This is a genomic window from Rhodococcus sp. WAY2, assembly GCF_009859915.1.
Lineage (GTDB): Bacteria > Actinomycetota > Actinomycetes > Mycobacteriales > Mycobacteriaceae > Rhodococcus_F > Rhodococcus_F oxybenzonivorans.
In genome coordinates, this window is the sequence record NZ_CP046574.1 from 269,009 (window position 1) to 293,076 (window position 24,068).

At 62.2% G+C, this 24,068-nt stretch carries 16 protein-coding genes, 9 pseudogenes and 1 other annotated feature; of the genes and pseudogenes, 20 read left to right on the forward strand and 5 right to left on the reverse strand.

From position 1 onward, the window contains the following. Positions 1-1,547 precede the first annotated feature (1,547 nt). The 3 genes and pseudogenes from GFS60_RS35895 to GFS60_RS40570 form a co-directional block, all read left to right on the forward strand. Positions 1,548-2,318, forward strand: a pseudogene (locus GFS60_RS35895) (3'(2'),5'-bisphosphate nucleotidase CysQ); the annotation flags it as partial. A 404-nt stretch (positions 2,319-2,722) separates the two neighbouring features. Further along, positions 2,723-3,520: pseudogene (locus GFS60_RS35900) on the forward strand (ISL3 family transposase); the annotation flags it as partial. A 95-nt stretch (positions 3,521-3,615) separates the two neighbouring features. Continuing rightward, a complete protein-coding gene (locus GFS60_RS40570; RefSeq protein ID WP_442972228.1) occupies positions 3,616-3,894 on the forward strand; it encodes a transposase in 279 nt (92 codons plus the stop codon). Between the two features lie 538 nt (positions 3,895-4,432). Here GFS60_RS40570 and GFS60_RS40575 read toward each other — a convergent pair. Further along, positions 4,433-4,585: pseudogene (locus GFS60_RS40575) on the reverse strand (IS110 family transposase); the annotation flags it as partial. A gap of 866 nt (positions 4,586-5,451) precedes the next feature. Here GFS60_RS40575 and GFS60_RS35915 point away from each other — a divergent pair. The 11 genes from GFS60_RS35915 to GFS60_RS35965 all read left to right on the forward strand — a co-directional run bounded on the left by GFS60_RS35915 (position 5,452) and on the right by GFS60_RS35965 (position 17,224). Next, positions 5,452-7,032 (forward strand): methane monooxygenase, encoded by a 1,581-nt coding sequence (locus GFS60_RS35915; protein ID WP_159929289.1) that lies wholly within the window; start codon positions 5,452-5,454, stop codon positions 7,030-7,032. Between the two features lie 198 nt (positions 7,033-7,230). Next, complete coding sequence (locus tag GFS60_RS35920; RefSeq protein ID WP_159929291.1) at positions 7,231-8,448, forward strand: toluene hydroxylase; 1,218 nt, start codon at positions 7,231-7,233, stop codon at positions 8,446-8,448. A 105-nt stretch (positions 8,449-8,553) separates the two neighbouring features. After that, entirely contained in the window at positions 8,554-8,988 is a 435-nt protein-coding gene (locus GFS60_RS35925; protein WP_159929293.1) for an MmoB/DmpM family protein, read from the forward strand. Positions 8,989-9,351: 363 nt separating this feature from the next. After that, positions 9,352-10,386, forward strand: coding sequence for a 2Fe-2S iron-sulfur cluster binding domain-containing protein (locus tag GFS60_RS35930; protein ID WP_159929295.1), 1,035 nt, complete (start codon positions 9,352-9,354; stop codon positions 10,384-10,386). Continuing rightward, entirely contained in the window at positions 10,386-10,973 is a 588-nt protein-coding gene (locus GFS60_RS35935; RefSeq protein WP_159929297.1) for a methane monooxygenase, read from the forward strand. The genes GFS60_RS35930 and GFS60_RS35935 overlap by 1 nt, the downstream gene beginning before the upstream one ends. Positions 10,974-11,048: 75 nt before the next feature. Beyond that, entirely contained in the window at positions 11,049-12,635 is a 1,587-nt protein-coding gene (gene groL / locus GFS60_RS35940) for a chaperonin GroEL (RefSeq protein WP_159929299.1), read from the forward strand. A 162-nt stretch (positions 12,636-12,797) separates the two neighbouring features. Next, positions 12,798-14,321, forward strand: a complete 1,524-nt coding sequence (gene adh, locus GFS60_RS35945; protein ID WP_159929301.1) for an aldehyde dehydrogenase — start codon at positions 12,798-12,800, stop codon at positions 14,319-14,321. Between the two features lie 253 nt (positions 14,322-14,574). Further along, positions 14,575-15,309 carry an energy-coupling factor ABC transporter permease gene (locus GFS60_RS35950; protein WP_236603734.1) on the forward strand — a complete coding sequence of 245 codons (735 nt, stop codon included), beginning with the start codon at positions 14,575-14,577 and terminating at the stop codon, positions 15,307-15,309. Continuing rightward, a complete protein-coding gene (locus GFS60_RS35955) occupies positions 15,306-15,683 on the forward strand; it encodes a PDGLE domain-containing protein (protein WP_159929303.1) in 378 nt (125 codons plus the stop codon). The genes GFS60_RS35950 and GFS60_RS35955 overlap by 4 nt, the downstream gene beginning before the upstream one ends. Positions 15,684-15,686: 3 nt before the next feature. Then, complete coding sequence (gene cbiQ / locus GFS60_RS35960) at positions 15,687-16,457, forward strand: cobalt ECF transporter T component CbiQ (RefSeq protein WP_159929305.1); 771 nt, start codon at positions 15,687-15,689, stop codon at positions 16,455-16,457. After that, entirely contained in the window at positions 16,454-17,224 is a 771-nt protein-coding gene (locus GFS60_RS35965) for an energy-coupling factor ABC transporter ATP-binding protein (protein ID WP_159929307.1), read from the forward strand. Before cbiQ ends, GFS60_RS35965 begins: the two co-directional genes overlap by 4 nt. A gap of 513 nt (positions 17,225-17,737) precedes the next feature. On the opposite strand, the pseudogene GFS60_RS35970 reads toward GFS60_RS35965, so the two are convergent. Both GFS60_RS35970 and GFS60_RS39675 read right to left on the reverse strand, forming a co-directional pair. Further along, positions 17,738-17,960, reverse strand: a pseudogene (locus tag GFS60_RS35970) (transposase); the annotation flags it as partial. Positions 17,961-18,006: 46 nt separating this feature from the next. Beyond that, a pseudogene (locus tag GFS60_RS39675) lies at positions 18,007-18,420 on the reverse strand (tyrosine-type recombinase/integrase); the annotation flags it as partial. A gap of 119 nt (positions 18,421-18,539) precedes the next feature. On the opposite strand from GFS60_RS39675, the pseudogene GFS60_RS40580 reads away from it, so the two are divergent. The 4 genes and pseudogenes from GFS60_RS40580 to GFS60_RS39685 all read left to right on the forward strand — a co-directional run. Then, positions 18,540-19,076 (forward strand): annotated as a pseudogene (locus GFS60_RS40580) (tyrosine-type recombinase/integrase); the annotation flags it as partial. Between the two features lie 19 nt (positions 19,077-19,095). Then, the gene (locus GFS60_RS40585; RefSeq protein WP_442972230.1) at positions 19,096-19,560 is read left to right on the forward strand and encodes a tyrosine-type recombinase/integrase; all 465 of its coding nucleotides are present in this window, start codon (positions 19,096-19,098) and stop codon (positions 19,558-19,560) included. A 94-nt stretch (positions 19,561-19,654) separates the two neighbouring features. Then, positions 19,655-20,470 (forward strand): hypothetical protein, encoded by an 816-nt coding sequence (locus tag GFS60_RS39680; protein ID WP_236603700.1) that lies wholly within the window; start codon positions 19,655-19,657, stop codon positions 20,468-20,470. 51 nt (positions 20,471-20,521) lie between these two features. Further along, positions 20,522-21,403 (forward strand): tyrosine-type recombinase/integrase, encoded by an 882-nt coding sequence (locus GFS60_RS39685; protein WP_236603701.1) that lies wholly within the window; start codon positions 20,522-20,524, stop codon positions 21,401-21,403. A 30-nt stretch (positions 21,404-21,433) separates the two neighbouring features. Here the strand turns inward: GFS60_RS39685 and GFS60_RS40590 are convergent. Continuing rightward, a pseudogene (locus tag GFS60_RS40590) lies at positions 21,434-21,535 on the reverse strand (tyrosine-type recombinase/integrase); the annotation flags it as partial. Here GFS60_RS40590 and GFS60_RS36000 point away from each other — a divergent pair. Next, a pseudogene (locus GFS60_RS36000) lies at positions 21,532-22,550 on the forward strand (IS3 family transposase); the annotation flags it as partial. The pseudogenes GFS60_RS40590 and GFS60_RS36000 sit on opposite strands and share 4 nt — an antisense overlap. Next, positions 21,756-21,887: a sequence feature (AL1L pseudoknot), on the forward strand. Its footprint overlaps the pseudogene before it by 132 nt. On the opposite strand, the gene GFS60_RS36005 reads toward GFS60_RS36000, so the two are convergent. Continuing rightward, positions 22,447-23,859, reverse strand: a complete 1,413-nt coding sequence (locus GFS60_RS36005) for an IS30 family transposase (protein ID WP_442972233.1) — start codon at positions 23,857-23,859, stop codon at positions 22,447-22,449. The pseudogene GFS60_RS36000 and the gene GFS60_RS36005 sit on opposite strands and share 104 nt — an antisense overlap. Before the next feature lie 65 nt (positions 23,860-23,924). Here GFS60_RS36005 and GFS60_RS36010 point away from each other — a divergent pair. Further along, a pseudogene (locus GFS60_RS36010) lies at positions 23,925-24,050 on the forward strand (IS3 family transposase); the annotation flags it as partial. Positions 24,051-24,068: the final 18 nt, after the last annotated feature.

Here is a 24,068-nt window from a genome sequence, read left to right on the forward strand (position 1 = left end):
GTGTGTCACAGGTTTGGCGGAGGTTCTGACAAGGACCTTCGGCGCCGGATCCGAGCACGCTTGTCAGGTGTCGAGCGCAGTCCGCGATCGATCCGGACGATGTCGAACCTAAGAGGAAGGCATCGACCAAAGATGCTGGCGACCGGAAGTAGGTCAGTCCGTCGAGGCGCTTGACGTAGCTGCCTCCGCGGAGCGGGACTCTGTCGGAGGCCCGACGGGGGGCGGTCCTGCTGAGCAACGCCAGCGCACGGGGGAGTTGACGTGCACTGGGGATGCGGAATACTGCTGGATCCTGCGCTGACGGGTGGGGGAGGCTGACACTTCAGGTGGAAGCAATACCCCACTTTGGGCGGGGCCCTCGACAGCAAGTGGTGTCGCGAGGGCACCGGCGACCATGCCATGGTCCTCCTGCAAACGGGGTAAGAAGACGCGTGAGATCCCGGCCTCGCCCCACGATTGTATGGCGAGTATCCGGCGCTCGATCTCGTATGTCGCGGATCTGGCCAACATGGTGAGAAGAGGTTCCCCGCCGTTGTCGAGCAGGCCGGTCAGGTCCAGAGCACCGAGAAGAGCGCCGGAGATTGGGTGGATGATTGGGGAGCCGGCGCACGTGAACCGGTCGAGGCGCTCGGCGTAATGTTCCGCACCCCTTACCAATGCAGGTTTGTGGGTTGCGAGCGCCGTACCGATTCCGTTGGTACCCGCGAATTGTTCAGCGAAACTATATCCGGGGACGAGTAGGACGCCATCGAGCGTCTTGTACAAGAACCGACTGAGGACGATTCTGCTGAGCACCACTCCGTCAGCAGAGGTCAAGATCACGCTGACTGGTTCGTCCGCTAATCCGTCTGCTAAATGCCGCAGGACCGGCCCCGCGGCCACACCCAGCGGGTTGTCCAGATCCGGTCGACGCAGGAAGGGCGGGTCGAGGTGGTCAGCTTGCACCCTCAGCGCCTGCGATCGCCGCCACGACGTAAGAATGCTCTCCCGCACGGGACTATTGTCCTGCTGATCGGAGCACAAGAAATGTTCGCGCGCGGTCTGCGTGTCCTTGAGTGCCACCAGGGGCCGACATTCTGTCATCGTGTTCACCACCCTTACACTCCACTGAGCAACTTCCCAGCAGAATCGGGTCGAGGTTCTCTCTACACCTCCAGTATAGGTGGTGGAGCCTAGCCTCGATCGTCTCGCATGAAAGCTCCACGCACCTCAGACCAGTAGCATGACCTCCGCCCGACAGCCGATTCTGGACGTAGGCAGGGAATCCCTCACCCCCACGGGAGCTCCACATCCACCGATTGGTGTAAGCCTGCAGACAGATCATTGACGCGCAACCCTCTCCTCGGAGTCACACCATCCGGCGGCCGATAGTGGTGACGCGGAGGGGATCGATTCGGCACATCTGTTGCACGCGACGTGAGAGTGAAGATCACGAGCGTGATCGCCGTCGTTGATCCCTACGAACTTCCGGGCGAGAAACGATGGTGATGTGTCCTTTAGACGGCAATACTGTTCAGCGAACACACTGCGCAGGGAGCATCGGAACTATGACGAGTTGGTCGAGCGAAACGACGGGGAATGTGACGGACGCGAGATTGGCCGCCGGTATTGCTGTGGAGGCGGGGAACTTGCTGTTGACGCTCCGCCATGAGCGGGCCGGTTCGATCAGCGGTCGAGCGCTCGGACGGATGGGGGACGAGTTGTCAAACGCCCTACTTCTCGACAGGCTCGCTTCCTCCCGCCCCGGCGATGCGGTGCTGTCCGAGGAATCGATCGACGATAAGTCCCGGTTGAACTCTGAACGGGTGTGGATTATTGATCCGCTCGACGGCACACGTCAGTATGGGATGCCCGGGCGTGAGGATTGGGCAGTGCATGTCGCACTGTGGGATGCGGGCCGCGGGATCATCGCCGCCGCTGTCGCGCAGCCTGCTATGGGTGCGGTGTATGTCAGCGACGACACCGCCAAATACTCCCGAATGGCGACTTCGGGCCCGCTTCGAATTGTGGTTAGCGACAGCCGAATACCCGCGTTCGTCGGCACAATCGAGAATGTGCTCGACGCGCAGATCATCCAGATGGGGTCCGCTGGGGCTAAGGCGATGGCGGTACTCCGTGGCGAGGCGGATGCGTACGCGCACGCCGGTGGTCTATGGGAATGGGATTATGCAGCGCCGGTCGGTGTGGCGGAGGCGGCTGGGTTGCACTGCTCGCGTATCGACGGAAGTACGCTGCGTTACAACGAATCAGATCCCTATCTTCCCGACCTGCTAGTTTGTCGAAAGAAGGTCGCGGACCGGATCTTGTCGGCGATTGCGGGTTGATCGTCAGGCCAGATCGACTGCACCCCCTGCAGGGTCGCTAACCAGTGGCCACGTTCGGTTTGCCCCGCAGCGGCGACCCTCTGCCGTTCACGACGGGACGAAGGACAACGTTCTTCTCGACTCCACGACCATCTAGAACCGGTTCAATCTCCTAAAATTAATGGGCTCTCTTGCTCTGAATGTGGATGGCCCTGCATGTGGTAAGGCAGGTGGTGTGGGGGTGGGCGCACGGGCCGCCCGTAGGGTCGAAAGTTCCTACACAACCGGCCCAAAGGAGCTTGCCCGTGCGCGCCTCAACCCTACTCAACAGGCTGCTGTGCCTACCGAGGGCCACCGTCCGCGACGTCGAGATCCTCGACGAGCGGGTGGTGGTGAGGGTGCGTCCCCAACGCCGCCGGATGCGGTGCCCGTACTGCTCCTTCACGACCGTGCACCGCTACGACACCCGGGACGTCGACTCGTCGTGGCGGCATCTTGACCTGGGCGGACGGGTGTGTGTGCTCACCCTGCGGCGTCGGCGGTTGCGGTGCCCCGAGCACGGTGTACACGCCGAGGCGGTCGACTTCGCCCGCCCCGGCTCCGGGTTCACGACCGACTTCGAGGACCTCGCGGTGTGGCTGGCCACCAGGACCGACAAGTCCACGGTGTCGGTGTTCTGCCGGGTCACCTGGCGCACCGTCGGGGCCATGTGTTCACGGGTGGTCGCCGACAAACTTGCCCCGGACCGGTTCACGAATCTGGTCGACATCGGGGTGGACGAGATTTCGTGGCGCCGGCACCACAAGTACCTCACCCTCGTCTCCGACCACGAGTCCGGCAAGATCGTCTGGGGCACCGAGGGCAAGAACGCCGCCGCGCTCGGCACCTTCTTCACCGACACCCTGCCCGAGGGCGCGGCGCAGCGGATCGAGGCGGTGTCGATGGACCTCGGACCGGCCTACGTCAAGGCGGTACGCGAGCACGCCCCGCAGGCGACGATCTGTTTCGACCCGTTCCACGTCGTCAAACTCGCGACCGACGCCCTCGACGACGTGCGCCGCCAGGCGTGGCAGCTCGCCCGCACCCTGTCGGACAAGCAGATCGCGAAGACGTACCGGGGCGCCCGGTGGGCGCTGCTCAAGAATCCCGAAAACCTCACCGATAAACAGGCTTCGACGCTCGAGGCACTCAAACGCGACGGCGGCGCACTGGGACGGGCCTACGAACTCAATCCCACGGCGAACAGCGGTGCGTCAAGGAAGCCCTGCGCGCGGTCTTCGCGGGCGATCTCGGCGACGAGGAGACGATCGCGATGCTCGGCCGTTGGTGTTCGTGGGCGCAGCGTTGCCGCATACCGCAGTTCGTCAAGGTGGGCAAAACCATCCGGAAGCACCTCGACGGCATCCTCGCGGCCATCGCCCGCAGACTTGCAAACGGACGCCATGAGGGCCTGAACAACAAGGTCCGGCTGATAATCCGCCGGGCCTACGGATTCCACACCGCCGAGAACGCCCTCGCGCTGATCCTGCTCGCCTGCGGACCCGTCACCCTCACCCTCCCATATCACACGGCAACCCATCCACATTCATGACAGGAGAGCCAATTAACGGATTCTGCGCCAGCAGTTGATGCTGAACTTGCTATTCGGGCATGGATATCTTCCGTGGTTTCGTGGGACGACCTCATTCTCTGACCGCATTGGCCCGCCCAGATTCGCCCGGAGAGCAGATACTGGCGCTGCCTCATCGGTTGGCGTACCACGCGTTTCGGCCGACGCGCATGCTTCCTCGCACCGGGTCTTCTCCTTCGCTCAAGCTGGACATCCATGATCCCGACGATGTGGCGTGCGTGGGAAGGAACACCTCTAACGAACGGAGGCCAATCGGCCCGGCACCGCAACCTGTACGAACCGTCCGATTTCTGTAATTGCTTGCCTTGCTTCTGATAACAGGTCTGCGGCTGATTGAAACACGGGCATTGTCGGTTCCAGATTTGCAGCTCACATTCGGTGCCAGAGGTAGCGAGGCCTCGGCCATCAACTCTGCGTCTACCAGCAGCGCCTCATGTGATCCGACCTGGATCAATGTGGGCGGCATACCTGTGAAGGTCGCGGTCAACCGGGCAGACCCTGGCACACCGAGTTGCGCGCCGATCATCGCATGCAGCCGGGCGATCCCGGCCATGCCCTCGGGCAGCCTCGCTTTGGCCAGCCTGCTGCCGGCCGGGTCCATCAGCTCGACATCGTGATGGTCCTCCGCCCAATCGTCTCCCACAAATAGCAACACCCTGTTTCTCCCGTCCTCGGTGTCGGTCACGTCCGGCAGCGTGCGGGAGAACCATTCGCGCTCTAATGAAGCAGTGCTCACGCCGAATAGCGAGCGGGCACGACATCCCATCAGCGATCCATCCTCCCGGCCGACCGGTGGGGGCGCCGATCTGTCAACAGGACTCGAAGTCCAGAGAGGGAAAGTGCTCACCCACCGGCCGCTACCGGTAGCAAGCCTGCCAGAAAGCCGACCCGCTAACACTCATTAGAGAGGGACAAGCGACCCGACATTGTCCAGCAACCCCATCGGCCACGGCAGATGGGATGCCCGGGCCCAGATCCTAAGCTAAGGATGGGCCACAGTGTCATCCGCAGACATTGTGACAACAGCCGCGATCGCATACTTACACCACCAAAATACCTGCGGTGAAGAGTTCCGTGTTCACGCCGAAGGCGCTCTTCTCGAGTGCCCCGGTCGTTGTCCACTACCCCGGATCCATCCTCGCCGGCCAACCCGAGATCTGAGACAGTCGCCGTCACAGGGGCGGTCGTGGGAATTTCTCCGCGACTCCGCGACCAGTCTCATCACTGGCCCGGGTTCATCCGATTCGGGCTCGCATATTTCGTAGTCCGGTGGGATGGGGTTTGTCGGTTCACGCGGAGGGGCAATACCTGACCTCATGGACGGGTTTTCGGCTCCAACTGGATGGACTGTTCGCGGAAACCTTGACCCTACCGTCCCGATCGGACGAGACTTTGGTCATAGTCCGGAGACTATCCGGGAATGTGCGACGGTCTTGTTCTCCAGACGAGGGAGAGACCGCTAAGGGCGCACTGAGACCGTAATGCCCTAAGACATCGATGAGCTAAAGGAGAGGGCCCATGACGAGCATGCTGCCTCGCACGACTGCCACCAACGGAGATCTCAAGCTCGATGGCCAGGATGTGCACAAGTGGCTTATGGATCTGGGTTGGGACTCCGACACACTCCGTGGCAAGTATCCGACGAAGTACACATACGATCCCAACGCGCAGGAACAGTTCAAGCTGATCGTCCGTGACTACGCTCGGATGGAGGCTGAGAAGGATCAGCGTCAGTACGGCTCGTTGCAGGACGCACTGTCGAGGTTGGAAGCGGGCCGACGGGTCGAACCCCGATGGGGCGAGATGATGAAACTCCTTTCGGGAGCATTGGAGCTCGGCGAGTACACCGCGATGTGCGGTTCTGCTGCCTTGTATGACACTACGCGGTCGCCGGAACTTCGCAATGGCTACCTGAATCAGGTCGAGGACGAAGTTCGCCACACGACCCAGGTGCAGTCGCTATCGAAGTACTTTGCCTCCCAGTACAACGACCCGGCGGGTTTCACCGATATGCGCCGTCAGCGCTACATCAACCCGTTGTATCCCCCCACCGCGCAAGCCTTCGGCGAGAACTTCGTCAATGGAGACCCTGTCTGGATCTCGCTCAACCTCCAGCTCGTTGCGGAGGCATGTTTCACGAACCCACTGATTGTGGCTATGACAGAATGGGCCGCGGCAAACGGTGACGAGGTGACCCCCACGGTCTTCTTGTCGATCCAGTCAGACGAAATGCGGCACATGGCGAATGGTTATCAAACAATCGTCTCACTCGCCCACGATGCCGAGAACTTCAAGTACCTGCAGACCGATCTCGAGAATGCATTCTGGTTGCAACACCGATTTGCGACACCAGTGATCGGCGCCGGCTTCGAATATGGTGCCGTGAACCGGGTCGAGCCGTGGGCGCAAGTGTGGAATCGCTGGGTCTACGAGGACTGGGGCGGAATCTGGCTCGGGCGCTTGGAGAAGCTGGGTATCAAGTCTCCCCGGAATCTGTCTGACGCAAAGAAAGAAGCCTACTGGAGCCACCACTTCACGTTTGCGGCTGCGTACGCGCTGTGGCCCCTGCTCGGTATTCGTATGGAAATGCCAAACAGCAGAGACAAGGATTGGTTCGAAAATAACTACCCGGGTTGGCACGACCAGGTAGGCAAACTCTACGACCTTTGGCAGGAGCAAGGCGTAACCGATCCGGCCAATCGGATGCTGCCCGCCGAAACTCTGATGGAGATGGGCGCAAACGTCTACTTCTGCCGTGTGTGCCAGTTCCCCATCATCACTCCCATGCCCTCGGCCGCTGACAACCTGCGGATCATCGAACATGGAGGACGTCGGCACGCGCTGTGCTCGCAATGGTGTGAACGAATGTTCCTCACCGAGCCGGAGCGCTTCGACGGTCAGAATCTCTTCGAAGTATTCGACGGGTGGGAACTTTCCGAGGTTGTCAAGGCGGGCCGGGCGGTGCGCAGTGACGAAAGCACTCTGCTTGCCCAACCACATCTCAGCGACGAGCGGATGTGGACCCTCGAGGACCTCAAGGCATGCAACCTCGTAATCCGAGATCCCCTGACCGCAGGCGTGTTCCTGGAGAAGCGCTGAATAAGCGGCCTTGCACCAACCGAGATGTTCGTAAACCCACGAACATCTCGGCAAGGTCGGCTCGTTCATTAGGCGACCATCGGACGACCGGCACACCGCAGCGGTGATGTTCGTCTAGTTCACGACCGGATGGGACGCCGCGCCGCCGGATTCCCACTCACCCGGCAACGGATGGAATCACGAGAAAGAGAAATCCCAATGACCACACAGCTCGGCAACACCGTCACCGAACCCGAGGCGGATGACGTTGCTCCATACTCCTCTCTGGTTCGGCGGCATTTCCTGAATCCGGCATTCGACCAGGAATTGCCGGTACTGGACAAGCAGCGCACGTCCCAGTACTACGCAAAGCCCGCTGGACGCCGAATCTCGGAATATGAACAGGTACTCCTGTACGCGCAGCCGAGTCCGGATTGGATCCCCGGAGGCCTGGGATTTGGCGGCTGGAAGAACCGCTCGGTCGGTGGACGCGGTGCCTGGGAGAACTATTTCACCGAGGCGAAGTCGTCGGACTGGTTTGCGTTTCGCGATCCGGGCGCACGATGGCAGCGCCCGTACACGCAGCAGAAGGCCGAGGAATGGGAAGAGTTCCAGCGACTCCTGAGCGTGTTCGGTCGGCAGGGGCTGCACCGAGACATTGATGACGAGTGGCTGCATCAGGTGCTTCCCACGTACTTCGGGGCTTATGCACACCATGAGTACGGCCTGCAAATAGCACATGCCAGTACCTCCCGCGATGCCCTCACAGATGTAATGCGTGTCGCGTTCATCACCGGAGCCCTCGATCACCTCGACAACGCGGAAATGATCCAGGCCGTCAAGGTGGCGCTGTCCCAGGTGCTCGAAGGCTTCTCCGCGGAGGTCAAACCGGGCAAAGACGTGTGGATGGCAGACCCGATATACAAGGGTGCCCGCGCCGCGGTGGAAGACATTTGGGGCGGAACGTACGACTTCCTGGAAGCAATCTTTGCGATCTACATGATCTACGAGCCCCTATTCGGTTCGTTCGCACGGCAGCAATTCTTCAGCCGTGCGGCTGCCGCACACGGAGACGTGCTGACGTCCGCCGTGATTTCTTCCACGCTCAGCAACGCCGAAATCGACGCACAGTGGGCCTTCGAGCTCTTCGAGCGCGTATTGGCCGGCGACCCGAAGTTCGGTGCCTACAACAAACAGGTCATGCAGATGTGGGCCGAGAAATGGCTGCCCATCACGATCAACGCGATGGCCGACTTTGCTCCCATGTTCACCAAGACGAAGCGTTTGAGGGACGGCGCATTGGCGGGCGGGGCACCTGTCGCAGCCGACCGCGTGCTCGGCGATTGGGTCCTTCGATATGCCAAGGTCTTTGACTATCCCGTCGACCAGAAGGCGCTCGTCGGGCAGATCGTCGCTACGTCGACGCCGACTACCTAGCAAGTTTTCGCGGCGGATTGAAATCAGGCGATCAGCGCCGGCAGAAGCACAGGCAAGACACCTGAGTGCAACCGATCCGAACAAGGAAGTGCAGGAGGCCCGCACATGACAGCAACAGAACCGGTCAAAGGTGTTGAACGCAAGAGAGCCGCTACGACAAATGAGCGGATCGCCGCCTTTGATCCTCAGGCACTCGCGTTGGCAATGCAAAGCGACGCGGGGGTAGTAGAAACATCGCGTGTCGTTCTATGTTTGATGAAGAGCGAAGAAATAGAGCAAGTCATCGAGTATCTCGAGGAAGAGTACGCCGACGAACCGTCTTTTCAGATCGAGGACTCGGGTACGTTCTACCGCCTCGACTGCGATACCGATATCGTCATCGACTGCACGGAGATAGAGCCGTTGGTCGGGCATCGATACAACGTCTTCGACTTCATGGTAAACGTCACGACCACAATCGGTCGAGCTTACAACGACGGCCAGACCTTCATCATCACCACCGATCTCATGGGTATCGACAAGGCTTTACCCCGTGAATAGATTCAGCGGTCGGTGCGATCGTCTTCCCCCGACATATTTGTTCCAATGAATTCGAGGTCTACGGCATGTCCACAACCGATGATGACGGACCAGATAATCCGGACCATGTTGAACCGGACGGTCCTCTGGAAATTGTCGTGGACGAAATCGGTCCGGTGTGGCGGTGGGTCATAAGGGAAAATGGGGTTGAAATCCATGAAGGAGCGGCCCTATCCCGACGCACTGCACAACGCACAGCGGAGATGGTCCAGCGGCTGATGCGACCGACATGAAGATGTCGATGGAATGGATCCGCGCAGTCCGGAGCGATAATTCAACCAATGGCACTGTCCCGCAGCTAGTGACGAATGGTAAGGCAAGGTAATGACGCACCAGGTGAAGATGTTCTTCGAGGATGACGGCGAGGCCGAGATCTCGTGCGGAGAAGACGAAGATGTCGTAACTGCGGCACTGCGGCAGGGTGTTCTCCTGATGACGGAATGCCGCGAAGGCGTCTGCTCGACCTGCAAATGTTACCTTGCCGAGGGTGACTACAGCGATCTGCTTTCCCATTCGGTGCATGCCTTGTCGCCGGCGGAAGAGGAAGAAGGCTTTGTTCTTGCCTGCCGACTCAAGCCGGCTAGTGACCTCGAACTCGAGTTCGACTATCCATACTCGCTGGTCCAGCATTTTGAGGCGAGCACGTGGAAGGCGAGCATAGAAGACATACGGTGGATGTCTGAAACGACGGTATCTCTGACGGTGCGCACGCTGGCGGCCCAGGAACCGGTTCATTTCAGCCCTGGACAATTCGTGCGCCTTACGCTATCGAATGGCGTCAGCCGCGATTTCTCGATGTGCCATTTGCCCAATGATGATCGGCTTCTGAGTTTCCAGATCAAGGTGTATCCCGATGGCCAGTTCTCCTCGCATATTGGTTCGAAAGCGCAGGTCGGCGACCCGATCACCGTTGAAGGTCCGATGGGGAAGTTTGTGTATCGGGATACCGGTCGGATCCCCGTATTCATCGCTGGAGGTACGGGACTCGCACCCATAGTCGCGATCCTACGATCACTGGAGGAGACCTCGCCCTCACAGGAAGCGATTCTCTTCTTCGGTAACACGAATCCGGGCGATGTCTACTACATCGATGAATTGAAGGATCTCTGCAATTCGCTACCGAACTTGAAGGTTTCCTTTAGTCTGCTCCGCCCAGATTTGACATGGGGCGGCGAAGTGGGTCTGGTAACCGAAGCGGTCACCAGGTACATCTCACCCCGAGCACCATCGTACGACTACTACTTCTGTGGTGCGCCCGTCATGATCGATGCCGTGACAAGGCTTTTAGAAGAGCTGGGAGTTCCCCGCAACCAGCGACACAACGAGGATTTCGTCCCGAGTAAGAAAGAAGAAGAATAATGGCTGATTCTACAACACGTCGCGTGCGTCGCAAGCGCGGCGGTAGCGAGACAAAAGGCGCCGACTTCATGGTCGAGGAGTCTAAGTACGGCAACCTCGTGACTCGCCGTGAATGGCAGGAGCGGGTCGACGGCATCAAACTGCTCCATGACGCGGTGCATGCGCTCCAGGAGTTTCGCGACTCGAGCAGGGGCGACGGACTCACTGACGTCGACGATCTGTGGATCGAGGCTCTTCTGGAAGCGAAGGTTGCGGTGCTCCGATTCGACGCGATGTCGAACAGTCAGGTACGGACGCGGACACTGGGCGGCATCGGGAAGGACGCCCAGAAGGTCTGTGACGACTTCCTTGCCCGTGCCGACTCCGCATCGGACTATTTCGAACTAGAGCGGATCAACGAAGAGTTTCGCCATACATACAAACCGCCGATGATGCCGACGAATTACTTCATGCGTACCGAAGTGCTGCTCGCCGAGAAGATCATGAAAGTGCGCTCCTTGGACTGGTTCGACAAGTCGATCGAGACTTTGCGTTCCGAACGTGGAGTGGTGGTCCATAAAGCGGAAGCATCATCGGCGACGTCCTGAAGACGAAATATGCGCCGCTATTCGGCGCATCGCCGGCACAACCGATATGCCCTGCGAAGAGAAAGGCTAAGGTCTATGGCCAAGGGAATCACCTTCGATGACGCCGCCAGACGTGCGTTGGAAAATGGGATGAATAAGCTCGCTGACGCTGTGAAGGTGACCCTTGGTCCGAAGGGCCGCAACGTCGTTCTGGGTAGCGACTTCGCCGAGCCGACCGTGACGAATGATGGCGTGACCGTGGCGCGGAGCATCGAGCTAGCCGATCCCCATGAGAAAATGGGGGCTGAACTGGTCAAACACGTGGCTCAGAAGACCGATGATGTGGCCGGCGACGGCACGACGACTGCAACGGTGCTCGCGCAGGCCATGGTATCTGAGGGCCTACGCAACATCGCTGCCGGAGCAAATCCGATGGCGATGCGCCGCGGAATCGAACGTGCCGTAACCGCCGTGGTTGAGGTGATCAACCATGCCGCGAGAAAGGTCGACACGACCGAACAGATCGCGTCGACCGCGGCCAACTCGTCGGGCGACGCGGCAATCGGCGACATCGTGGCATCCGCCCTCGAGCATGTCGGACCGGAAGGCGTGATCACCGTTGAGGCATCGAATACGCTGGGTCTGGCTCTCGAGCTCGCGGAAGGTCTGCGTTTCGCCAGGGGCTATCTCAGCCCATATTTCGTTACCGATCTCGAGCGCATGGAGGTGATGCTCGAGAATCCGTACATTTTGGTCACGTCCTCCCTGATCAACACGGTAGATCAGCTCATTCCCGTTATGGAAAAGGTGACGGCCGAGGGTAGTGGTAGACCGTTGCTGGTCGTTGCCGAAGATGTCGAGGGCGTGGCCCTGTCGACATTGGTGGTGAACAACATTCGTGGCAACTTCAAGTCCGCCGCGGTGAAAGCGCCAGGGTTCGGCGACAGGCGCGAGGCTATGTTGGAGGACATCGCCGTCGTCACTGGGGCGCAGGTGATTTCCGATGCGATTGGTGCCTCCCTTACGACGGTCGACGTTGATTTCCTAGGGACTGCCAGCAGGGTTTTCATCACGACCGAGGAAACGACGATCGTGGGCGGGGGAGGCGATCCTCAGGCGATCTCAGGTCGAGTGAGCGAGATCAACGCCGCGATTGAGAGTTCCAGTTCCGACTACGACATGGATAAGCAGCGCGAGCGTCTGGCGAAACTGGGTGGCGGTGTCGCCGTGATCAACATCGGCGCGGCAACCGAGATCGAACTCAATGAGCGCAAACATCGTGCCGAGGACGCCGTGCGCAATGCGCGGGCGGCGGCGCTGGAAGGAATTGTCGCTGGGGGAGGGGTCAGTCTGCTGCAAGCGGCCTTACCCGCATTTGCAAACCTCGACCTCCAGGGCGATGAGGCGGTCGGCGCCAACGTCCTGAGAGCGGCACTCGAGGCTCCCCTGCGCCAGATTGCGCTGAACGCGGGTTTGGAGGGCGGGGTTGTGGTCGAGAAGGTGCGTCACCTACCGAGCGGTCAGGGTTTGAACGTGGTGACCGGTGAATACGGCGACATGATCGAGTTCGGAATCATCGACCCTGTCAAGGTAACTCGGTGTGCGCTCCAAAATGCCGCATCCATCGCGGCGATGTTCTTGACCACGGAAGTGGTCGTTTCTGAGAAGAAACTTAAGGGGTGAAGCTGAAGGGTGTGGTGCGTGACGGTGTTGCTGGATGAGGAATCCGTACACCTTTGCCTCACCCTTGGGCTCGTGCAAGTGAACACAAGTGTTGCACCCCCCTAGCTCCCAAGTGTTCTCAATCAAATAGGCCTATTGTGTTCGAACCAAAGGAGCTTTCCGATGACTGTGTATGCCCGCCCGGGTTCGCCGGACGCCGTCATGTCCTTCCAATCGCGTTACGACAACTGGATCGGCGGCCAGTGGGTTGCGCCCGTCAAGGGCCAGTACTTCGAGAATCCGACACCCGTCACCGGTCAGCCGTTCTGTGAGGTCGCCCGGTCGACGTCCGAGGACATCGAGCTCGCGCTCGACGCCGCGCATGCGGCAGCACCGGCTTGGGGCAAGACGTCCGTGGCCGAGCGCGCGATCATCCTGAACAAGATCGCCGACCGTATCGAGGAGAACCTCGAATCCATCGCGCTCGCCGAGTCCTGGGACAACGGCAAGCCGATCCGCGAGACCCTGAACGCGGACATTCCGTTGGCCGTGGATCACTTCCGCTACTTCGCAGGGGCCATTCGAGCGCAGGAGGGGGCCCTGTCGGAGATCGACAACGACACCGTCGCCTACCACTTCCACGAGCCGCTCGGCGTGGTCGGCCAGATCATTCCCTGGAACTTCCCCATCCTGATGGCCGTGTGGAAGCTGGCGCCGGCACTGGCCGCCGGAAACGCGGTAGTGCTCAAGCCTGCCGAGCAGACTCCGGCGTCGATCCTGCACCTGATCTCCATCATCGGTGACCTTCTGCCCGCCGGTGTGGTGAACATCGTCAACGGCTTCGGTGTCGAAGCGGGCAAGCCGTTGGCGTCGAGCCCCCGGATCAGGAAGATCGCGTTCACGGGCGAGACCACCACGGGCCGGCTCATCATGCAGTACGCCTCGCAGAACCTGATTCCGGTCACCCTCGAGCTGGGAGGCAAGAGCCCCAACATTTTCTTCTCGGATGTCATGTCCTCCAACGACGATTACCAGGACAAGGCACTCGAGGGATTCACGATGTTCGCCCTCAACCAGGGCGAGGTGTGCACCTGCCCGTCGCGCTCGCTGATCCAGGAAGACATCTTCGACGAGTTCCTGGCGATGGCCGCCATTCGCACCAAGGCCGTGCGTCAGGGTGACCCGCTCGACACCGACACGATGATCGGCGCGCAGGCGTCCAATGATCAGCTCGAGAAGATCCTGTCCTACATCGAGATCGGCAAGGGTGAGGGCGCCAAGGTCATCACCGGTGGCGAGCGCGCGGAGCTCGGCGGCGATCTGTCGGGCGGATACTACGTTCAGCCGACCATCTTCACCGGCCAGAACAAGATGCGGATCTTTCAGGAGGAGATCTTCGGGCCCGTCGTGTCGGTCACCTCGTTCAAGGATTACGAGCAGGCCATCGAGATCGCCAACGACACCCTGTACGGCCTGGGAGCCGGTGTGTGGTCGCGTGACGGCGGGGTCGCCTACCGCGCGGGCCGTGACCTCCAGGCCGGCCGGGTGTGGACCAACACGTACCACCAGTACCCGGCGCACGCCGCATTCGGTGGCTACAAGCAGTCCGGCATCGGCCGTGAGAACCACCTGATGATGCTCGAGCACTACCAGCAGACCAAGAACCTGCTGGTCAGCTACGCCGCAAAGGCTCAGGGCTTCTTCTGATGGACGCAGCCTGTTGTTACCGCGGTGGCACCCTGTCGGTGCCGCCGCGGTAACAACAGGGCCCGATGGCGAGCTCCGAAAGATATTGGGAATTCAACCAATGCGCCGATTCGACAATTTCTTTCACACGGACCTTTAGTTGCATAACTGTTCATATGTTCAGTTTTGGAATTCTTCAGAACGCATGATGTTGACAGGAGGAAACGTGGTTCCCGACCTTGTGCTAGTCGGAACACACACTGATGTTGTAGCGATGCATATGTCGGACGGATTGGTGAACGCTCGAACCTCGCTGCTGTTCGGCGTCATCGCTGGCTTAGGTCTAGTCTTCGCAGGTTGGAAGGCCAGAGAGGAACTTACGGAGCGCACAGCTCCGATGGCAGGCTTGGTCGCGGCATTCATTTTTGCAGTTCAGATGATCAACTTTCCCATCCTTCCCGGAGTCAGCGGCCATGTCTTGGGGGGAGCCCTAGCCGCAATCCTGGTCGGTCCCTATACCGGAGCGCTCTGCGTAGCCATCGTGCTGCTCATTCAGGCTCTGCTCTTCGCCGACGGAGGGCTCTCCGCTCTCGGAACGAACATCACCAACATGGCATTGATCGGTGTGACAGTGGGATACATCGTCGCTGCCACTCTCTGGGCTGCTCTTCGCCGATCCAGGGCCAGGGCCTGGGGGGGCATGCACGAGCGACCGACTCCTGCGGTGCAGAGAAAGTTCGATCTTCAGCTGGGTGCGCTCGCCTTCTCTTCCGCGTTGATCGGGACGGTCGCAGCCTCGCTCGGTTTCGTAGCGGAATACCGTCTGGGAGGCGACGGGACGGGATCGCTCCGGACAATCTCGGTCTACATGATCAGCACTCATGCGCTGATCGGGATCGGAGAGGGTGTGATCACCGCACTCACGATCGTTTCGGTTGCGAAGGCGAGACCCGATCTCGTATATATGTGCCGAGCGGCAGGGCGGCCAGCGCAGGGAGCCCACTTATGACTACCAAAGTTCAGCGTCCCGCTCGGACCTTCCTTCTCGTGTTCGCTGCAGTCGCGATAAGTATCGCCGGCGGACTCTCCCATTTTGCCGATTCTGATCCGGACGGACTGGATTCGGCAACTCTGAGAGGCTGTCAAGTTATCCAAACCTCGGAGGGTGAAGAACTCAACGGGCGCTGCATGGCGCAGGGTGCTCGGGAGCACTATCTCTCCGCGACGCCGTTGGCCGACTACAGTGTTGGCGGTAGTGCAGGCACGACGGGCGTAGCCGGGATCGTAGGCGTCTCGACGGTGTTCGTTATATCCGGAAGCTTGTTTTGGCTTCTGACGCGAGTCCGGCGGGCCCACGGCCGCTCGAACGATACAAGGGAGTAAACGATGGGAGCGGGACATGCGCACACCCTGTACTTAGAGGGCAACTCACCGGTGCATCAGCTGCCGGTCGAGGTTAAGATCGTGTGCGCGTTCGCATTTACCGTTGCGGTCGTGACGACACCCAGGGACACCTTCTGGACCTTCGCCGTATATACCGTTGTCTTGCTGCTGGTGTGGCGGGTCGCCCAAATACAACTACGGTGGATTCTACCGCGGATGGGGTTTGAATTGCCCTTCGTCGTTTTGGCGGTGCTGCTTCCGTTCACCGAGGGAGGTGAGCGTACGACTGTTCTCGGCATGTCTGTCTCGCTGTTCGGGCTGCAGGCGGCGTGGGGCATCCTTGTCAAGGGAACTTTGGGACTGCTGACGGCGTTGACCCTCGCCGCGACAACTCATCGCCGTGATATGCCCCTCGGATTGTCCCGGCTGAGAATACCCGGAATGGTCACCACGATAGTGGTGCTGATGCTCCGATATGCCGATCTTCTTGCCGGTGAGGCACTCCGCATGCGGCGAGCGAGGCTTTCGCGGGGTGACAATCCGCGCACAATCCAACAAATCGGTGCGACTGCGCGCGGAGTTGGCGGTCTGTTCGTACGATCGTATGAGCGCGGTGAGCGGGTGCATCTGGCGATGCTCTCCCGTGGATTCACCGGCAAAATTCCTGATCTCGGATTCCCACCAGCGAGCCGCCGGTCGTGGATGCTCGGTCTCACTCCCGCGGTCGCCGCCGTAGCCGTTTCATATGTCGCTCATCTGGGAGTCCTCCGTTGAAGCCTGCCGTGCGACTCAGGGATGTCAGTTACAACTACCCCGACGGAACCCACGCGCTGGCGTCCGTGGACCTCGATGTCGAGATGGGCGAGCGGGTGGCGATTCTGGGCCCCAATGGGGCAGGCAAGACTACGTTGATGCTGACGTTGAATGGTGTATTGACGCCGGCCGCTGGCTCGGTCGAGATCGCAGGGACACTTGTTGAACGATCCACACTCCGCGATGTCCGTCGGTGCGTCGGCATCGTTTTCCAGGATCCCGATGATCAGCTGTTCATGCCCACCGTTGCACAAGACGTTGCGTTCGGTCCCGCGAACTTCGGTGTGCCACCGGAAGCTCTTCCCTCCCGGGTCAAGGCCGCTCTCTCTGCGGTCGGAATGTCCGATCAAGCCGACCGATCGCCTGGGCACCTTTCCGGAGGCCAACGACGGCGGGTGGCCCTGGCAACCGTTCTCGCGTGCGCACCCGAGGTCGTCGTATTCGACGAACCGTCGGCAAATCTGGATCCGGTCGCACGTCGCGAACTGGCCGAGGTATTGGCACAACTGGAGACCACGATGCTGCTGGTCACCCACGATCTGCCTTACGCTGCGCAGCTTTGTGACAGGGCGGTAGTCCTCGATGCTGGACGAGTCGTTGCTGACGGAGCTATCGAAGACATTCTTGGCGATGACGAGCTCCTCGCTTCCCATCGCCTGGAAATGCCGTGGGGATTTTCCGCCCGAACGGCAGATCAACTTCGGTCGAAACGCAGCCTCGCACGATGACGAAGCCAGGCGAGCGGACAATCAGGTGACCAATTGGTTGCACAAGGCTTGGTGACCTCACCGTCGTGGATTGAGTGGATCGCGTCGACGAACATGACCGGGCAGAATTTATCGAGTGGACGGGTTCTTGATCCGGTGAGCACCGACATTCACGGCCCTCAACGGCCCACAATCCGAGGATGTCGGTTCGCCATTCGCCATTCGCCGTTCACGCTCACACCGATGGCGACGTAGATCGGCCGGTCACCCTTCGATCCGCGGCCCGACAGCACTGGGATGAAATGTCGCATGACCTCGAACCCAAGCACCGCTCCGTCGGAGGCGGCGCGACAAAGGACGGTTCGTCGGCTTCTCGACCAAGTGGGATGGTCGTCCCCGGCGATCACGCGTCAGCGGGAGAACGCGTGGAGCGAGTTCGTGCCGTTCCTCGACTACTGCGATGAGTGTTTCACGGGTGGGTCAAGTCCCAGGAGGGGGTGTACAACGTCGTCGCGTGACTCCTCGTCGGGTAAGTCAGGCAGTCAAGGCCGGTGTCACCTCCTCGGTGGACTCGGTGCTGCGAGGAGGTGGTGGGGGAGCGGGCCAGCACGTCCAGACCGAGATAGCGGCGCCCTTCGATTCACTCGTCGTGCTGTTCGGCGAGAACCGCCCCGACGAGCCGGATCAGGGCGGTACGATCCGGGAAGATCCCGACCACATCGGTCCGCCGCCGGATCTCATTATTGAGGCGCTCCTTTAACCGGCCTTCGTGTGTGGGTCAATCGCAGATTGGCGATCTGGAGTCAGCGGTTGAGCCGGTGGAGGTGATCGGTCAGGACGTCTGCGACGCGGTGGTGGCGAGCAGCTTCGTCGGACCAGCCGCGGTCGCAGGCATCGGCTTCGAGTGCTTGGATGTCGGTGCGTTGCGCCTCGAGCGCACCGCGGAACTCGGGTCCGGTGACGAAGTTGTCGCAGGTCTCGCAGATGTTGGCGTAGGGGAAGGCTCCGGCGGCTTCGTGGCGGGAACAGTAGCCATGTGCGACACGGGTTTTGAGCACCTCACTACTGAGCCAGCTGACAGTGTCCGGAACGATCGGCTTGCCGACCGGGGTGAGGGTGAACCGGCGGCGCACCTTCCCCATGGCCTGATCGTAGGCGTCGCGCAGCGTCGGTGATGCCAGGGTGGCGTAACGCAGGGTCATCTGTGGAGTGACGTGTGTGATATGCGGGTAATCCTGTGCGATCTCGATGACTCGACGAGGATCGCGTGTAGGCCTGATTGCCGTCCCCCACCGGAGGAGCCCGCATGACGTTCGTGCCCTGTCTGGTCCGTTCGATGCACGGTTCGGAGGTTCGAGCGCTCACCCTCGGGCATCCGCTGCTCGATGACTACCTCGCTTTTGTTGGCGCCCGGGCCAGGTTGAACACCTGGCTGGCCACCGCGTACAACCTGAAGGTGTTCTTCACCGTCGTGGCCAAGGAACCGGCGCAGGTCACCGCCCCGGATGTGTTCGCGTTCCTCGAACAGCAGCGGGCGCCGCGACTCGGGGAGGGGGTGGTCCGGCTCGAGGACGGTGAGAGGGGCTTGTCCGCACGCACGATTGCCCGCCGGTTATCCAGTCTCTCCGGGCTTTTCGCCTACCTGCTCGCCCGGGGCGATGCCGGGGTGGTGCGCAACCCGGTCCCGCGTGGCCTGTCCAGCCGACAGCCGGGACGCCGTGGGCGTGGTGGGGTGCCGCTGGTGCGGACCCCACGAACGTTGCCACGGGTGCTCGGCCCGGACGAGGTGGACGCGATGCTGACGGCGCTGCGGACCCGCCGCGACACCGCGATGGTGCAGGCGATGCTGCTCGGCGGTCTACGGCGCTCCGAGGTACTCGGGCTGCGGCTCGGTGACTTCAACGCCGGCGAACGCCGGCTGTTCATCGCCGACGGCAAAGGGCGGCCGTCAGCGGATCGTTCCCGTCTCGTCGCGCTTTTTCGCCGCACTGGGCGACTATCTGAACGACGAACGGCCGCGCATCTCGACGACCGACCGAGTGTTCCTCGTGCTCAAGGGACCGCACCGCGGCGGCCCGCTGTCGGCGGCAGGACTCGACGAGATCCTCGCCGGCGCCCGGAAGCGGGCAGGTCTGACCCGGCTGACGTGCCACCAGCTGCGGCACACCTGCTTCACCGGACTGCGGGAGGCCGGGATGGCGCTGGAGGCTATCCAGGCCCAGGCCGGGCACGCCTCGATCGAGTTCACCCGCATCTATCTACACCTGGCCAACGACTGGCTGGCCGGCGAATACCTGCGTGCGGCGGCTTCGATTGACAGCCAGTCGAATCCGACGGACGTGGGAGTGATCGAATGAACCGCTCGCCGCGCCGCGCCGCGCCGAGGTCGAGGTCGAGGTCGAGGTCGAGGAGCTGGTTGCCGCCTACCGCGCCGATCTGCTCGCCGCCGGCATGTTCGCCGAGCATCCGGTCACCTCACCGGCCCGGTCGTTCCTGTCCCGGGTGGGCGTCGACGGTTGGTCCGTGCTCTCGCTCGCCGAGCAATGCGCCACCTCACTCAAGGACCGCCGCGTGGTGGGCTGGCTGATGGTCACCGGACGCCTGAAGCCGACTGCCGACTATCTGGTGCTGGGACGCCCATACCTCGGTGAAATTGCTGCACGCCATTGCAACTCGTTCCATCAGACCTTCACCGAGACCGCCGCCGAGCTCGGCTTCGACCGCCGCGCCACGGTGCTGCAGTGGTCGGCGGTGACGAAGGTGGCGGTGCTGACCGGGGTGGCGCAGGATCGGCTGAGCAAGGCCGACCTCGACGCCGGCCGGGAGCAGATGATCGCCGCGATCCGTCGGCACCGGCCCGACGCGCACGGCGTCCGGGCGCTGACCACCGCCCTGTTCGGTGCCGAGGCCACCCTGTTCCACGCCGGTGTGATCGACGTGCCGCCGCGCAAGTCACATCCCGGCCAGGCCGCGGCTCGCGCCGCCACCTGGGCCGCGGCACCGCCCAGGCTGGCCACGACGTTGCTGGGTTATGTCGAACAGATGCGACTGTCGTTGCGCCCGGCCACCATCGTCGGTGTCGAGGGGGTGCTGCGAGGGTTCGCCGCGTGGTTGACCCGCGAGGCGCCGGAAGTGGGCTGCGTCGCCGATCTGCGCCGCCGACATATCGAGAGCTACAAGCTGCACCTGGCCGTTCGTCCGTCGGCCCGCGGTGGCCGGCTGTCCAAGACTGTTTTCGCCGAACACGTTGGTGCCCTGCGTATCTGATTCGAACGCCTCACCGAGTGGGACGGCGAAGACGTCCCCGCCGGAGTACTCGTGTTTGCCGGAGATCTGCCTCGCCGCGACGAGCCGCTGCCCCGTTTCCTCGACGACGGCAGGGCGGCGAAGCTGCTGCAGGCGGCCCGCGCCGACCCCGATCCGTTCACCCGGCTCGCCATCGAGTTCCTGGCCCGTACCGGCCTGCGCAAGGGCGAATTCCTCGACCTCACCGTCGACGCCGTCATGCAGATAGGCTCCGCCTACTGGCTGCACGTGCCGGTCGGGAAACTACGCACCGACCGATACATTCCATTGCACCCACAGCTGAAAGAGATGCTCGATGACTGGCTGGACAAGCGCCCGGCCGGTCTGCGCAGCGACTACCTGTTCCTCGAACGTGGCCGCCGGATCACCAAGAATCGGGTGGACCGGGCGCTCGCCGCGGTCGCCGCGGCAGCGGGGATCGGGCACGTCACTCCCCACCAACTGCGACATACCCTGGCCACCCAGGCCATCAACCGGGGCATGTCACTCGAGGCGATCGCCGCCCTACTCGGCCATCGCTCAATGCGAATGACCATGGTGTATGCCCGAATCGCCGACCGTACCGTCGCCGACGAGTACTTCGCCGTCTCCGAGAAGGTCGAGGCACTCTACGACGCACCCCGCGAACTGCCCGCCGATGACGAGGGCACCGAGATGCGGAAGCTACGCTCCGAGATGCACCGCCGGATGCTCGGCAACGGCTACTGCGCCCGACCCGTGGGTCTCGACTGCCACTTCGAATCCATCTGCGAATCCTGCACGTTCTTCCAGACCACCATCGAGTTCCGCCCCACCCTGCAATCGCAGCGCGACGACGCCGCCGAAAAGGGCCAACTCGGTCGGCAGAAGATCTTCGACGGACTGCTCACCCGACTCGACCAGTCCGCCTCCTGACATGATCACCTTGACAAGATCACCCACATAATGCCCGAGCAGCGCCATCAACGCTTGCAGGCTCATACCGGCATTGGCGAGCTCGGTGGCCCAGGCATGCCGCAGCTGGTGCGGGGTCACCACCAACGGTCCTCGAACACCGTGACGAGTACGCCTCGGAGTACGAGGCGATCCGTACGATCGCCGAGCGGATGTCACTGAAGACGGAGACGGTGCGGGTGTGGGTCCGTAAGGCCGAGGCGGCGGGTGGCGGTACCCCGGCTGCGTCGGCATCGGAGGCTGAGGCCGAACTGCGGGCTTTGCGGCGGAAGAACGCCGAGCTCGAGAAGACCATCGAAATATTGAAGTCTGCAACGTCTTTCTTCGCGCGGGAGTGCGACCCGCCACGCAAGTGATCTGCCGGTTCATCGCCGAACACCGCGATCAGTTCGGGGTCGTACCGATCTGCGGGGTGCTCGCCGAGCACGGGTGCACGATCGCCCCGAGAACCTTCTACGCCTGGCGCAGCCGGCCGTTGTCGAAACGGCCATTGTGGGACGCCACCATCACCGCGGTGCTGGCCTCCTACTACGTCGAGCGGGACGAGCACGGTCGACGCAGGCCGGAGTCGCTGTACGGCTCGTTGAAGATGTGGGCCCACCTGCGCCGTCAGGGCATCGAGGTGGCCCGCTGCACCGTCGAACGGCTCATGCGCGTCAACGGGTGGCGCGGTGCCAGCAGGGCGAAGAGGGTCCGCACCACCGTGCCGGAGCCGTCGGCGCCGCGGCCGCCGGATCTGGTCGACCGGAACTTCCGGGTCGACCGGCCCGACGCGCTCTATGTCGCGGACTTCACGTACGTCCGGATGGTGTCCGGCTTCGCGTACACGGCGTTCGTCATCGATGCGTTCGCCGGCACGATCGTCGGTTGGGAGGTGTCGACGTCGAAGGAGGCCGCGTTCGTGCAGCGGGCGGTGAACCAGGCCTGCACCTTGCGGTCGATGCAAGGTAACCCATTGCGCGGAAACATCATTCACCACAGCGACGCGGGGTCGCAAGGCGGATTCAATCGGTCGTCGCAACACCTGGCTGTTGCAGTGAGCGTAGCTGCTCGGCGAAGACCTCGGCCGGGGTTCGCCAGTCGTGGATCTTGCGGGGCCGGTTGTTGATCGCCACGGCGACGGCTTGGAGGTCCTCGGCGGACCACCTGGCCAGATCGGTGCCCTTCGGGAAGTACTGGCGCAAAAGGCCGTTCGTGTTCTCGTTCGTCGGTCGTTGCCAGGGCGAGTGCGGGTCGGCGAAGAACACTCTCGTGCCGGTATCGAGAGCGAACTGGGTATGACCGGAGAGTTCCTTCCCGCGGTCCCAGGTGAGGGTCTTGCGGAGCTGCTCGGGGAGCGTGGTCATCGATGTCGTCAGCGCGGCGTTCATCGCGACGGCGCCATAGCCGCCGAGGGAAGGACCGTTCTTCACGGGTGGCTTGTCGCCCCAGCCGTCCAGCCGAGGCAGGTGCAGGAGGATCGTGGATCGGCTGCTGCGCTCGACGAGCGTGCCAATCGCGGACCGGCCGGTCCCGATGATCAAGTCGCCTTCCCAGGGCCCCGGGACGGCGCGATCGGCGGCTTCGGCGGGGCGTTCGCTGATCACGACGTCCTCGGTGACATGCCCTTGCGGCTTGTTCTGCGACCGCGCTCGGGGAACCCGCAGCGCCCGCCCGGTGCGCAGGCACGCGACCAGCTCCCGTTTGAGCGCGCCACGGCCCTCGATGAACAACGATTGGTAGATCGCCTCGTGGCTGATGCGCATGGACTCATCATCGGGGAAGTCGATCCTGAGCCGGTGCGAGATCTGTTCCGGGCTCCACGCCGTCGCCCATCGCCTGTCCTGTCGATGCGGCTTGTTGAGCCCCTTCCACGCGGGCGTCTGCGGCCCACGGACGATCGTGCCGTCGGGTCGGCGGACGCTGCCGGAGAGCCGCTCCTGCACGTACTTACGCAACCTGTCGTTGCCCACGAGCTTCGCCGTCTTCGGCCGCTTCGCGGCCTGTTGCGCTTTCCACTGCGCCACCAGTGCCCGGTAGACCAGCTTGCCGCCCCGGGTCGCCGCGTTGCGGCGCAGTTCGCGTGAGATCGTCCCCGGGGCGCGTCCGATCCTGCGGGCGATCTCGCGGACCCCAACATCCTGGGCGCGCAACAGCGCGATCTCCTCACGCTCGGCGAACGACAGGTAGCGGCCCGTGGGCTCGTCCAGGCTGATCGGTGGCATGCCGCCAGCGTGACGGAACCAACGGCACCCGACCGGCCATGACACGCCGACGGCCTCCGCGGCCTCGACCGTCGTCACTCCCGATGCGATCCGCCGCCAGAAGTCCCGCTGCACCGCACGAGAGGGCTCCGGCCGGCCCGGTAAACGCATCGGAGGTCGCAATGCCCTGTCCGCCGCCCACTGCCGCCTGGCACCCACCGGCGGGCCAGACATCTGCTTGTTGCTGTATCCCATCGCACACCTCCGTCATCGAGGTGTTGCATCGACCGGTTGAGCCCGCCCAATATACGGCTCTGCGCTTCGGGGAGACCCTGTTCCTGCAGGGACTGCTGCCGTCGATCGGGTCGGTGGCCGACGCCTTCGACAACGCCCTCGCCGAGACGACGGTCGGGCTCTACAAGAACCCTCGGGAATTGCATCAG